The organism is Geodermatophilus saharensis, from assembly GCF_900188205.1.
Taxonomy (GTDB): domain Bacteria; phylum Actinomycetota; class Actinomycetes; order Mycobacteriales; family Geodermatophilaceae; genus Geodermatophilus; species Geodermatophilus saharensis.
The window spans coordinates 412,885-426,022 of sequence record NZ_FZOH01000003.1; the positions used below are offsets into that span (position 1 = coordinate 412,885).

Annotated in this window: 10 protein-coding genes and 1 tRNA gene; 7 read left to right on the forward strand and 4 right to left on the reverse strand. The window is 72.8% G+C overall.

The features are described from left to right. Nucleotides 1–31: 31 nt before the first annotated feature. Both CHC04_RS09905 and CHC04_RS09910 read left to right on the forward strand, forming a co-directional pair. Entirely contained in the window at nucleotides 32–757 is a 726-nt protein-coding gene (locus tag CHC04_RS09905) for an esterase family protein (protein ID WP_089403736.1), read from the forward strand. 465 nt (nucleotides 758–1,222) lie between these two features. Continuing rightward, nucleotides 1,223–1,705, forward strand: coding sequence for a hypothetical protein (locus tag CHC04_RS09910; protein ID WP_089403737.1), 483 nt, complete (start codon nucleotides 1,223–1,225; stop codon nucleotides 1,703–1,705). A gap of 213 nt (nucleotides 1,706–1,918) precedes the next feature. On the opposite strand, the gene CHC04_RS09915 is transcribed toward CHC04_RS09910, so the two are convergent. Then, nucleotides 1,919–3,130, reverse strand: a complete 1,212-nt coding sequence (locus CHC04_RS09915) for an ATP-grasp domain-containing protein (protein ID WP_217897281.1) — start codon at nucleotides 3,128–3,130, stop codon at nucleotides 1,919–1,921. 17 nt (nucleotides 3,131–3,147) lie between these two features. Further along, nucleotides 3,148–4,374 carry a hypothetical protein gene (locus tag CHC04_RS09920; RefSeq protein ID WP_089403738.1) on the reverse strand — a complete coding sequence of 409 codons (1,227 nt, stop codon included), beginning with the start codon at nucleotides 4,372–4,374 and terminating at the stop codon, nucleotides 3,148–3,150. A 97-nt stretch (nucleotides 4,375–4,471) separates the two neighbouring features. On the opposite strand from CHC04_RS09920, the gene CHC04_RS09925 reads away from it, so the two are divergent. The 5 genes from CHC04_RS09925 (at nucleotide 4,472) to CHC04_RS09945 (ending at nucleotide 11,378) form a co-directional block, all read left to right on the forward strand. Then, on the forward strand, nucleotides 4,472–5,695 hold the full coding sequence (locus CHC04_RS09925; RefSeq protein WP_089403739.1) for an ATP-grasp domain-containing protein: 1,224 nt from the start codon (nucleotides 4,472–4,474) through the stop codon (nucleotides 5,693–5,695). A 5-nt stretch (nucleotides 5,696–5,700) separates the two neighbouring features. Beyond that, nucleotides 5,701–6,627 (forward strand): hypothetical protein, encoded by a 927-nt coding sequence (locus CHC04_RS09930; RefSeq protein ID WP_089403740.1) that lies wholly within the window; start codon nucleotides 5,701–5,703, stop codon nucleotides 6,625–6,627. Beyond that, nucleotides 6,624–7,787, forward strand: a complete 1,164-nt coding sequence (locus CHC04_RS09935) for an alpha/beta hydrolase-fold protein (protein WP_089403741.1) — start codon at nucleotides 6,624–6,626, stop codon at nucleotides 7,785–7,787. The genes CHC04_RS09930 and CHC04_RS09935 overlap by 4 nt, the downstream gene beginning before the upstream one ends. A 176-nt stretch (nucleotides 7,788–7,963) precedes the next feature. Beyond that, a complete protein-coding gene (locus CHC04_RS09940; RefSeq protein WP_089403742.1) occupies nucleotides 7,964–8,605 on the forward strand; it encodes a hypothetical protein in 642 nt (213 codons plus the stop codon). A 238-nt stretch (nucleotides 8,606–8,843) separates the two neighbouring features. After that, entirely contained in the window at nucleotides 8,844–11,378 is a 2,535-nt protein-coding gene (locus tag CHC04_RS09945; protein WP_089403743.1) for an excinuclease ABC subunit UvrA, read from the forward strand. Nucleotides 11,379–11,779: 401 nt separating this feature from the next. Here the strand turns inward: CHC04_RS09945 and CHC04_RS09950 are convergent, their stop codons facing one another. Then, nucleotides 11,780–12,670, reverse strand: coding sequence for a hypothetical protein (locus tag CHC04_RS09950; protein ID WP_089403744.1), 891 nt, complete (start codon nucleotides 12,668–12,670; stop codon nucleotides 11,780–11,782). A 342-nt stretch (nucleotides 12,671–13,012) separates the two neighbouring features. Beyond that, nucleotides 13,013–13,097: transfer RNA gene (locus CHC04_RS09955), tRNA-Leu, on the reverse strand. Nucleotides 13,098–13,138 lie beyond the last annotated feature (41 nt).

Sequence of the window (13,138 nt, forward strand, 5' to 3'; positions counted from 1 at the left end):
GCCGGTGGGGGGCCGTGCGAGGGTTCCCGGCGTGAAGGTGACCGACCGCTGGCACTCCGAGCGGATGGACCAGCCGATCGGTCTGGCCCGGTGGGGTCACTACGGCACCCCCGTCCTGGTCTTCCCCACGGCCGGCGGCGACGCCGAGGAGATCGAGCGCAACGGCGTGGTCGGCGCCTGCTGGCCGCTGGTCGAGAGCGGCCGGGTCAAGCTCTACTCCTGCGACAGCGTGCCCGGGCAGGCCATGGTGGCGAAGGCGGGTTCGCCGGAGTACCGGATGTGGCTGTTCAACCAGTTCCACCACGCCGTCCGGCACGAGGTCGTGCCGGCGATCCGGGCCGACTCCGGCGGGGACGAGACGCCGATCGTCGTCACCGGCGCCTCGATCGGGGCGTTCAACTCGCTGGCCGTGCTGTGCCGGTTCCCGGACGTGTTCGGCGCCGCCGTGGGCATGAGCGGCACGTACCGGATCCAGAAGTTCCTCGACCACCGGTCCTCGCCGGACCTCTTCTTCGCCTCGCCGCTGGACTTCCTGCCCGGGCTCGAGGGCGATCAGCTCGACCTGCTGCGCACCCGGTTCGCCGTCATCGCCACCGGCCAGGGGGCGTGGGAGGACGTCGACGCGTCCTGGGACGCCGGCAACGTGCTCGGCGGCAAGGGCGTCCCGAACCGGGTCGACGTCTGGGGCCCGGAGTGGCCGCACGACTGGCAGACCTGGCAGCGGATGCTGCCGCAGTACCTCGACGAGCTCTGCTGACCCCACGGCCGTCGACGGGGACGGTCACCGCCGCCCGCCACGTCCCTGGAGGCAGTCTCAGGGAGACGACCTCGCGTGCCGGCCGCATCCCGGCTCCGCGCTCAGGCACCGGCCCGGCCGCCGCGGGCTCGACCCGGCCGACTGGTGGGGACGGGCCTGAAGCCATCCGTCGAACCGGACCGCTCCTGTCGGCGCGACACTCGGGTGACCGCTTCCATGCGGGGCCGCATGAAGACGGCGACCTCCTGTTCCGCGAGCGCCCGTGAGGGTCGGAGTGGAGGCACCGGCGCGACTGCGGAGGCAGTGGACGAGGCTGTGACGGAGGACAGATGTCCATCCGCGAGGGTGCTGGGGCGCCCACCGTCCGCCACGGCTTGCTGGGTCGGAGAAGGGCGGTGCCCGGGCCGCTTCGGATGAGCCGTCACCGGCAGGAGGGTTGCCAGTCCCACCCTCCAGGAGGACGGCATGAGCCGCCGACGCATCATCCCGATGAGGTTCCTCCGACTGCCTGCCGTTCTGGGCTTCACGGCAGCGCTGGTCGCACTGGGAGCACCAGCGGCGATCGCTGTCCCTGCGAGCTCTGGTGCGACGAGCTTCGACTACGACACCTGCTTCCCCCAGGGCGACGGCTCCACCTTCTGTGCACGAGGCACGACCACCGAGAACTTCACGGTGACGCCGTCCGGGAGCATGACCTTGAGTTACCACAACAACGGGACGACGACATACACAGGAGTGGAGGGGTGTACTGATTCGACGTCCAACCGCACCAGCATCAACTACCTGCTGACTCCGGATGCCACCCAGGCCTACCACGTCACCGACCGCAGCCGGTCCACGCTCACGTGCTTCGGCGCGAACAAGACCTGCACCCTCACCACCGTGTTCACGCTCGCGAACGGGGTCGTGCGCGTCGACCGACAGAACGGCACCTGCACGCCCGTCTGATCCGTCGGCCCCGGGACGCGCACACGAACGGCGGCGGCGAGGCGCGCTGCCTGGTCAGGTCGGCGATGAGGCGACATCCGTCGAGCTGCTCCCACGGGGCATGACGTGGGTCGCACTGTGCCCCGGAGCGGTCATCCGCGTCGTGCGACCGTGCTCACGCCTACAGGCGGCGATCCCGTCGGAGGACGGAGCGCGGGACCTCGCTGACCGGACTCAGCCGGCGAACATCTGGAAGTCGCGGGCGAACGCCTCGGTCATCTCGATCACCTGCTGCAGCTCCGGGTGCCGGACGACGACCATGCCGTCGCCGGTGACCGTCGAGCGCCAGTCGCGGCGCGGCGCCCCCACCGGTAGCAGGTCGACGAGCGCCACGTGCTCGCCGTACCGGCTCATCAGCGCGTCGAGCCCCTCGGAGTGGGTGATCCGCCCGGAGCCGCGGGCCCGCTTGAAGACGGCGCCGGCGTTGTAGCGGCGCTCGAGCGGCTGCATCGACCCGTGGACGACGGCCTGCGCCCAGCCGACGTAGGTGTCGCCGTCGGTGGCGTAGTTCATGACGTCGACCACGCGGGCACCTGGCGGGCGCGCCCCGATCTCCCCGAACACGGCCTCGCCGTCGTGCTTGAGGTACCACTCCATGTGCGTGAACCCGGAGCGGAAGCCGAGCGCCGCGAGCACGGCCTCGCCCATCCGCCGTCCGCCGGCGAGGTGCGGCACGGACAGGTCGCGCAGCGAGATCGACACCGGGCTGACCCACTCGTGCATCCGCATCTGCAGCGGCCGCGGGCGATACCAGAGGACGTGCTCGAACAGGATCCGGCCGTCGGCGCAGATGGTGTCGAAGGTGAACTCCTCGCCGTCGACGAACTCCTCGACGCTGACCTCGGGCACGTGCCGCAGCAGGGGGAGGACCTCGCTCAGCTCCCGCGGCGAGTCCACCCGGTAGGTGTCCGCCGAGCCGGCGCCGGCGATCGGCTTGACGATCAGCGGGTAACCCACCTTCTCCGCGGCCGCCCACACCTCGGCGACGGTGCGCGCGCTGACGTGCCACGGCGTCCGGATGCCGGCGGCGTCGAGGACGCGCTTCATCCGCTCCTTGTCACGGAAGGGCACCGTCTGCTCCACCGTCATGCCGGGCAGCCCGAAGGTCTCCCGGATGCGCGCCGCCAGGAGCATGTACGGCTCCCAGAGGCACTCCACCTGGTCGATCGAGACGTGCTGCGACAGCCCGCGCAGCGCACCGAGCACCGCACCCTCGTCGGCGAGGTCCACGTGCTCGTAGTGGGCCAGCGACGAGCGGGCGGCCTCGGGCAGGGCGTCCGGCGGCTGGTCACCCACCCCGATGACCCGGGCGCCGACCCCGGCCAGCGCCCGGGTGAAGTAGGCCATCTCCGCCGGGTAGCCGGGGGAGAGCATGACGACGTCCACAGGACCTCCAGGTCGTGTCAGCCTTCGGCCAGTTCCACGCGCACCCCGCTGACGATGCGGTGCAGCGCGTCCTCGACCACGGCGGTGTCGGGGTCGCGCACCATCGCGTACCCCTCGCCCAGGTAGTCCGTGGCGGCCGGCTGCCCCGGCTGCGGGATGCGCGCCTCGACGACGAGGTGGCCGACCTGCTGCTGGACCGCGTCGAGGCCGTGCACCGCGCGCACCCGCCCGTGCCCCATGCCGCGCAGGTACGCCGTCCCGGCCGCGTACCGGCGCTCGGGCACCGCGAAGCGGCCGTGGACGACCAGCTCGGTCCACGCCCGGTACAGGTCGAAGTCGTGCGCGTAGCCGTGCATCGAGCTCAGCTGCGCCCCGGGCGGCCGCGCGGCCACCTCCGAGACGGCGACGGAACCGTCGGGCTGGGCGAACCACTCCATGTGCGTGAGGGCGTCGGTGACGCCCAGCGCCTTCAACGCCGCGGGCCCCCAGCGGTGGATGCCCTCGTAGCGGGGACCGGAGACGTCCCGGGGCAGCAGCACCGTCCACTGGATCCACGGGTTGCGCAGGACCTCCAGCGGCGGCGGCCGGTAGTCGGCGATCGACGACCACACGGTCGAGCCGCCGAGGGTGACGCTGTCGAAGGTGTGCTCCTCGCCGGTGAGGAACTCCTCGAGCAGCGCGGGGTCGTGCGGGCCCAGCGGCACGGCGGCCAGCCAGCGGCGGAGCACGTCGCCGTCGTCGAGACGGAACGTCGACTGCGCGCCGGCCCCGGCCGGCGGCTTGGCGACCAGCGGGAACCCGACCTCGTCGGCGAAGGCCACGGCCTCGGCGGGGGAGCGCACGAGCGCGTGCCGGGCGCACGGGACGCCGGCCGCCCGCAGCGTCTCCTTCATCTGCGACTTGTCGCGCACGTTGACCGCGGTCCGCACGTCCATGCCCGGGATGCCGAGGGCCTCCCGCACCTGCGCCAGCGGTACCTGCAGCTGCTCCAGCGCCCCGACGAGCCGCTCCACCCGGCCCACCTGGCCGGCGAGGCCGGTCACCGCCCACTGCAGCTGCCGCGGGTCGAGCGCGTCCTCCACCCGCCAGTGACCGGCCAACCGCTCGCGCAGGTGCGGCGGGACCCGCTCCACGGGCTCGCAGGTGACCAGCCCGAGCCGGACGTCGGGCAGCTCCGCGGCGGCGGAGACGAACCGCGTCGTGGCCTCCATCAGGTACGGCGCGACGAAGGCGGCGACGACCATGCGCGGACGCTACCGAAAGGACCCCCCCGCCCCCCACCGCTCGCAGGCCCGCGGCGGGACCCTGCGGGGGGCCGAGCGGCCTTCTAGAGTCCCGGGGATGAACGTGGTGTTCGTCGATCCGGCCTTCCCGTCGACGCAACGCCACTTCGTGCGCGCCCTCGCCGAGGTGGGGGCGTCCGTCTACGGCGTCGGCGACCGCCCGGAGGAGTGGCTCGACGACGAGCTGCGGTCGTGGATGGTGCACTACCACCAGGTCCCCGACGTCACCGACGTCGGCGCGATGACCGACGCCGTCCGGTGGATCCAGGACAGGGTCTGGGTCGACCGGCTCGAGGCCACCATCGAGTCGCACACCCTCGCCGCCGCGCAGGTGCGGGAGAACTGCACGATCCCGGGGACGTCGGTGCGGACAGCGTGGCTGTGCCGGGACAAGCCGTCGATGAAGGAGGTCCTCCGCGCGGCCGGCGTGCCGACGGCGGCGTCCACCGCGGCGTCCAGCGCCGCCGAGGTGTGGTCCTTCGCGAGGGAGACCGGCTACCCGCTGGTCCTCAAGCCGCGGACGGGCGCGGGCGCCCTGGACACCACCCGGGTCGACGGCGACGGCGAGCTCGAGGCCGCCCTGGGCAGGTTCGGCGCGCAGCAGGTCGACTCGATCGCCGTCGAGGAGTTCGTCGAGGGGCACGAGGGCTTCTACGACACCCTGTCGGTCGACGGCGTCCCGGCGCTGGACTTCGTGTCGCACTACTTCCCGAACGTGCTCGAGGCGATGCGCACCCGCTGGATCTCGCCCCAGTTCGTCGCCACGAACCGGATCGACGCCGTGGCCGACTACCAGGAGCTGCGGGACCTGGGGCGGAGGGTCAACGAGGCGCTCGGCATCGGCACCAGCGCCACGCACATGGAGTGGTTCTTCGGGCCGAAGGGCCTGAGGTTCAGCGAGATCGGCTGCCGCCCGCCCGGCGTGGGCGCCTGGGACCTCTACTCGGCCGCCAACGACCTCGACGTCTACCGGCAGTGGGCCGACTCGATCGTGCACGGGCAGGTCTGGGGGCGGCCGTCGCGGCAGTACTCGGCCGGCATCGTGGCCCTGCGCCCCGACCGGGACGGCACCATCTCCGGCTACTCGGGCGTCGAGGAGATCCAGGCGCGCCACGGGCAGTGGGTGCTGGACGCGCACCTGCCACCGCCGGGGACGCCGACCCAGCCCGAGACCGCCGGCTACATGGCCAACGCCTACGTGCGCATGCGGCACCCGGACTTCGACACGTTGCGCGGGATGCTCGACGACGTCGGGCGCACCGTGCACGTCCACGCCGGCTGACGCCCGTGTCGCCCTCGATCACCCTGCTCGGCCCGCAGCGGCGGCCGACCCTCGACCGGGTGCTGTCCTCCCTGGGGATCACCGGGCCGGTGGCCGTCGTCAACGCCGGCTGGCAGGAGCGGGAGTCCGACGACGCCGAGATCCTCGCGCTGGCCGGGGGACAGGCGAGGAACCTGCGGTTGTTCGCCCGCTGGATGGACGTGCTGCGGGCCGACCCCGAGTACGCCGAGGCCGAGCGCGAGCACCGGCTCGTGCTCGACGAGCTGCAGCAGCTCTACCTCGTCCGGCTGGACCACGCCCTGCAGGCCGTCTACGCGGTGGCCGGCCGCAGCGTCGGCCACCCGACGGTCCAGGCGAGGGCGATGGAGGACGCGCTGGCGGCGGTGCGGCTGCTCGATGCGTCGCACGTGGCCCGGGTGCAGCAGCTGCACGACGACTTCTACGGCACCTGGCGGCTGGAGTCCCGCGGCGCCATCGCCGGGCACCGCGAGGAGGTGCGCGGCCTGCTGTCGGCGGCGGAGTGCCTGGTCGTCGCCGGCGGGCACGTCGGCGAGCTGGTGCGCATCGTGCACCTGTTCCACCTGGCGCCGCACCTGCCGCCGCGGGTGGTCGCGTGGTCGGCCGGGGCGATGGCGCTGACCCCCCGGGTGGTGCTCTTCCACGACCGGGCGGCGCAGGGCGCGTCGCTCACCGAGGTCTTCGACGCGGGGATCGGCGTCGTCCCCGGACTGGTCCTGCTGCCGCACGCGCGGCGGCGGCTGCGGACCGACGACCCCCTCCGGATGTCCGTCCTGGCCCGCCGGTTCGCGCCGGCCACGTGCGTCGTCCTGGACGACGGCGTCCGGATCGACCTCGGCCCCGGCGGCGCCCTGCCGCCGGATGCCCGGCTGGTCGGGGACGACGGGCGGATCACCGAGGGGACGGCGGCATGACGGCGGTGCGGTCGGCGAGCGCGCGGCTGGCCGTCAACCGGCTGAAGTCGGCGAAGCCGCTCGACGGCGAGGCGGTCGACCGGTTCCTCGCCCGCCACGAGATCCCCGTGGTCGAGGGGGACCGGTGCACGTTCCTCTGGCGCGGCGAGGCGGACGAGGCGTGGGTCTGCCAGCGGATCGTCGGGCTGCCCGACCGGATCCCCATGCGCCGGCTGCACGGCACCGACCTGTGGTACCTGGTGCTGGAGCTGCCGGAGGGGTCGCGGGTCGAGTACCAGATCGAGATCCGGCGGGGCGACCACCACGACCGCTTCAACGACCCGCTCAACGAGAAGCGGTCGCACGGGCCGGTCGGCTCGTCGTCCCTCGCCTTCGGCGCCGGCTACGAGACGCCCGACTGGGTGCTGCACGACCCCGAGGCGCGCCCGGGCGAGCTCAAGGACCTGGTGCTGCGCAGCCGGGCGCTGGGCCGGGACGCGCACGTCTCGGTGTACCTGCCCGCCCGGTTCCGGCCGACGGCGTCCTATCCGCTGCTCGTGGTGCACGACGGCGGCGACTTCCTGCAGTACGCCTCGATGAAGACGGTGCTGGACAACCTGATCCACCGGCTCGACGTCGCCGAGACCGTCGTCGCCTTCACGCACCCGGGGGAGCGGCTGACCGAGTACGCGAACTCGCCGGCCCACTCGCGGTTCCTCACCCAGGAGCTGCTGCCGGAGCTGGAGTCCTCGCTGCCGCTGGTCGGGCAGCCGGCCGGGCGGTGCCTGCTCGGCTCGTCGTTCGGCGGGGTCGCCGCGCTGTCGGCCGCCTACCGGTCGCCGGACACGTACGGGTCGCTGGTGCTCCTGTCGGGGTCGTTCGTGTTCACCGACATCGGCACCGACCACGGTGGCGGGCCGCTCTTCGACCCGGTCGTGAAGTTCGTGAACCGGTTCCGGGCCAAGCCGCGGGCCGTCGCCGACCGGGTTTTCCAGTCGTGCGGCGTCTACGAGGAGCTCATCGTCCCGAACCGGTCGATGGTGCACGTGTTCGAGAACGCCGGCATGCAGGTCCGCTACACCGAGGCCCGGGACGGCCACTCCTGGGAGAACTGGCGGGACCGGCTCCGCGACGCGCTGTCCTGGGTGTACCCGGGTCCGCAGAAGCTCTACTACGAGTGAGGTGACCCGTCGGCGCCGCGGCTACCCTGCGGTGGGTCCGACCGGTCCGCGGCGGGAGCCGGGTGTCCTGGCCCTCCCGCCGGGCTCGTCCGCGCTCGTGCGCACGGCCGGTGTGTCGGTGGGCTCCCCGTGACGGTCCCGTCCGGGGTCCTGAGGGAGCCGGAGGAGTTCGTGGCGTGGGTGTGATCGACCTCGTGGGCTGGTCCGGGTCGGCGCTGCTCGTCTACTCGCTGCTGCAGACGCGGGTCCTGCGCTTCCGTGTCCTCAACCTGCTGGCGGCGCTGGTCCTGGTCGGCTACAACGCCGTCATCGCGGTGTGGCCGATGGTGGCGATGAACGTCGTCATCGCGGCCATCAACGCCGGGGTCATCTGGCGGATGCAGCGCGGCCGGCACGACGTGCGCCGGTACGACGTCGTCCCGATCGGTCCGGAGGAGCCCTACCTGCGCCACGTCCTGCAGCGCCACGGCGAGGACATCCAGCGCTTCCACCCCGACGTGCAGTGGCCGCCGGTCGAGGGGGAACCGCTGGCGTTCCTCGTGCTAGCGGTCGGCGACGGGGACGGGGAGACGGCGGGCGTCGTCCTGGCACACCGCACCGGTGAGCCCGCGACGGCGCGGATCGACGTGGACTACGTGCTGCCGCGCTACCGGGACTTCACGCCCGGCGAGTTCGTGTACCGCCCCGACGGTCCCTTCGCGGCGAGCGGGGTGCGCCGGGTCCTCGCCGCGCGGGACGTGCGGGCCGCGGACGCCTACCTGGCCCGGACCGGCTTCCGGGCCGAGGGCGGGGAGCGCGTGCTGACCCTGGCCGGCTGATCCCCGGCGGGACCGTGCTCGCCCTGGATCACACGCCCGGGCTCCCGACCTGCAGGAACACCGGGGCGATGCTGTGTCCCAGGGGGACGTGGACTCCTGGCCAGGCTGAGCATCTGGATGCCTCCCGGCTCGGGTGACGTCCCGCTCGGTGCCCGCATCGACGGTCCGAGCGACGCCGGCGTGACCGGGTGTGTGCCCCGCGTGCCCCTCCGGCCCGGGCGCGGGTCAGGCTGGAGCCATGACCGACGAACCGGGCCGCGCGTCCTCGCCGACGGACCGGTTCGTCCGGGTGCGCGGCGCCCGCGAGCACAACCTGCGCAACGTCGACGTCCGAGTGCCGCGGGACGCCCTGGTCGTCTTCACCGGCGTCTCCGGTTCCGGGAAGTCCTCGTTGGCCTTCGGCACGATCTACGCGGAGGCGCAACGCCGGTACTTCGAGTCCGTGGCCCCGTACGCCCGGCGGCTCATCCACCAGGTCGGCGCACCCGTCGTCGACGAGATCACCGGGCTGCCGCCGGCGGTGGCGCTGCAGCAGAGCCGGGGCACCCCCAGCAGCCGATCCACCGTCGGCACCGTGACGACGCTGTCCAACTCGCTGCGGATGCTGTTCTCGCGCGCCGGCACCTACCCGCCGGGGTCGACCGGCCGGCTGGACTCCGACGCCTTCTCGCCCAACACCGCCGCCGGCGCCTGCCCCGAGTGCTCCGGTCTGGGCAGGGTGCACCTGGTGACCGAGGACAGCCTGGTCCCCGATGCATCGCTCAGCATCCGGGACGGCGCGATCGCCGCCTGGCCGGGGGCCTGGCACGGCAAGAACCTGCGCGACATCCTGGTCGAGCTCGGCCACGACATCGACCGGCCGTGGCGGGACCTGCCGCAAGCCGAGCGCGACTGGATCCTGTTCACCGACGAGCAGCCGGAGGTCACCGTGCGGCCCGTCCGCGGGGTGGGTCAGGTCCAGCGCGACTACCAGGGCCGGTACACCGGCGCACGGGCCTACGTGCTGCACACCCTGGCCAACACCAAGAGCCCGACCATGCGGCAGCGCGTCCTGCGGTTCGTGCGGACCTCGACCTGCCCGGTCTGCTCGGGCAGCCGGCTGCGGCCCGAGTCCCTGGCCGTCACCGTCGGCGGCCGGAACATCGCCGAACTGGCCGCCCTGCCGCTGGCCGCGCTCATGGAGACGCTCCGCCGGGCACCGCAGGCGACCGACGTCGCGGCGCGGATCACGGCGGACCTCCTCGGCCGGATCGAGGTGCTCACCGTGTTGGGCCTCGGTTACCTCAGCCTGGACCGTACGACCCCGACCCTGTCGCCGGGCGAGCTGCAACGGCTGCGGATCGCGACCCAGCTGCGGTCGGGGCTGTTCGGCGTGGTGTACGTCCTGGACGAGCCGTCCGCGGGGCTGCACCCGGCCGACGCCGAACCGCTGCTGGAGGTCCTGGACCAGCTGACCGCGGCCGGCAACTCGTTGTTCGTCATCGAGCACGACATGGCGCTGGCCCACCGGGCCGACTGGATCGTCGACGTCGGCCCGCTGGCAGGGGAGCAAGGCGGCCGCGTCCTCTACAGCGGGCCCGTCGCCGGCCTGTCCCGTGTCGAGACGTCGGTGACCCGGCGCTTCCTCTTCGACCGGGAGCCGCCGATCGGTCGGCCGCGACGGCAGCCCGCGGGGCAGCTGCGCCTGGGTGGCATCGACCGGCACAACCTGCGCGACGTCGAGGCGGGGTTCCCGCTCGGGGTCTTCACCGCGGTCACCGGCGTCTCCGGCTCGGGCAAGTCGACGCTGGTCAGCCAGGTGCTGGCCGATGTCGTCTCCCGGCGGCTCGGCTCACCCGCGACGGCCCCGGACGGCGCCGATGACGCCGGTGAGGACCCGACTGCCGACCCGGACGACGTCGTCCAGGACACCGCGGGGGTGACGGTGCAGCTCGAGGGGCCTGCGGCCGTCGACCGTCTCGTGCGCGTCGACCAGAAGGCCATCGGCCGGACCCCCCGGTCCAACCTGGCCACCTACACCGGGCTCTTCGACGCGGTGCGCAAGCTCTTCGCGGCCACCGAGGAGGCCCGCAGGCGCGGCTACGGCGCCGGGCGGTTCTCCTTCAACGTGGCCGAGGGGCGCTGCCCGACGTGCCAGGGCGAGAGCTTCGTGACCGTGGAGCTGCTCTTTCTCCCCGGGACGTACTCGCCCTGCCCGACCTGCCACGGTGCGCGGTACGACCCCGAGACGCTGGAGATCACACACCGCGGCAAGAACATCGCCGAGGTGCTCGACCTGACCGTCGACGCGGCCACGGACTTCCTCGCCGACCTCGCGCCGGTGGCCAAGAGCCTGCGCGTGCTGCAGGAGGTCGGTCTGGGCTACCTGCGCCTCGGACAACCGGCGACGGAGCTGTCCGGCGGCGAGGCGCAGCGGGTGAAGCTGGCCAGCGAGCTGCAACGGGCCCGACGGGGGCACACGCTCTACGTTCTCGACGAGCCGACCACCGGGCTGCACCCCGCTGACGTGGCACTGCTGATGCGCCAGCTCCACCAGCTCATCGACGCGGGCAACACCGTGGTGGTGGTGGAACACGACATGGACGTGGTCGCCGACGCCGACTGGGTCATCGACCTCGGGCCTGGAGCCGGTGACCAGGGCGGCAGGATCGTGGCCGCCGGCACGCCGGAACGGGTGGCCACCGCGCCGGGGAGCCAGACCGCCCGCTTCCTCGCCCCCCGGCTACCGAGGGCGGAGCCAACTCCGTCGTCGGACCGCTCGGCAGTCCGGTGAGACCGCCTCCGGCCTGACTCGGCCGGTCACGACCGCTCCGCCGGCCGGTCGCCGCCGACCTGGTCCGGGCCGCCGCCCTGCGCGAGAGGTCGTGCGCGTGGCAGCTGCCTTCCCCATCGCTAGGGCCGGAGGAACCGACGTCCGTGGTGGGCCAGTCCGTCGTGGGGCAGCCGGCCACCCGTGCACGGGCATCGACGAAGGTCAACGCACTGCCTGCGCTCGCAACGGCGGCTCGAGCTCGAAGTCGTCGATGACGCTGACGGCGGCATAGTGCGGCCCGCTGGCGCGGTCGGGTGTCGCGGCTCGGCGGTCCGGTAGTCGGGCCCGATGCCGCCCGGCGGAATCTCGGTCAGCAGTCCGCCCGAGGGATCCCTGTGGCAACGATGACTGTGCCGCCGTGGTCACCTGAGCACCCGGTGCTCGAAGTCTTCGCCGTCCTGCCAGATCACGTCGAGATCCAGGTACATGGACGCGGCGCATGAGAGGTCGTCCTGGGAAGGTTCGCCGGGCAGCAGTACGGCTACTCGGTCGACGAGCGTCCGGTCGGCGGCGAGGTTCACAAGGTACCGGTACCGGTGCACCTGCCCGATCGCCGGGAACAGTCCGTCGACGGTGGCCTTCGCCTCGACGATCAGGCGGCGATGCTCGTCGTAGATGTCCGCGACGAGGTCCGTGCCCCCGTCCCTCCCGATCCGGTACTCAAGCCTCGGCCTGTAGCCGAGCGTCGCGATGTAGGAGGCGACGAGGTGGGCCTCGAGCCTCCTCTCATCGGCGAGAGCCTGCGCGACCGTGGTGTCCGGATCCGCGAGCCGGGTCGCGGCGAGTGCCAGCTCGCCGCGGGCGCGCCAGCACTTCATGGCGTACAGCTCGAGCTCGCGTCCCTTGAGCCGCTCGTGCATCGCCCGGTAGACGTCGGCGTGCCGGTATCTGCCGTCGAGCGCCACGAAGGTCTGGTAGATCGTCCGGTGCCCACCGTCGGCCTTGGTCGGCCAGCCGAGGGCGAGCACGGCATCGGCGACCTCGGCGAGCGGCGCCTCCCGCGGGTCGGTCGGTCGAGCCCGCCGGTACTCCTCGGTCTCGAGGTCGTGGGCGAGCGCGCCGGTCGACTCCAGGTCGATCACGGCCCGCAAGACGGGGTCGATGGTGAGCGCCGGCGCAATGCCGAGGGTCTTGGCGAGGTGCTCCCGGGTGTCATCCCAGGTGGTGGTGCCCGCGGTGTCGAGCTGCTGCTCGATGTAGCGGGTCGCGCGGCTCACCCGGTGCTCGAGGGTCGGGCCCAGCTGGGACGTCACGGTGCGACCGTCCAGACATCCTCCGGCAGCGGCGGCACCGTGCGGGCGACAGGGGCCTCGGTCCAAGCCTGCGCGATCTCAGGGCGCGGTGCGGGTTGAGCATGGGCGCGGGCGGTGAGCGTGGCGCTCGGTGGGGTGGCAGGCGACGTCATGACCGCGACCGTGCCATGCACGAGGCGCTACGTGCAGGGCAGGCGCTTCACAACGCCCCGCCCGCCCGGCGAGCAGGCTCGCTGGTGCTGGTGCTGGTGCTGGTGCTGGTGCTCAGGCATCGGACGAGCGTGCCGACAGTTGAGACAAGTGAACCCCCATCGGCCTGATGGCCGTGGGGGTTCAACTCGGTGTCCGAGGGGGGACTTGAACCCCCACGCCCGATAAAGGGCACTAGCACCTCAAGCTAGCGCGTCTGCCATTCCGCCACCCGGACGAGTGCGGGACCACGATACCAACCCACCGGCCCGCTCCGGA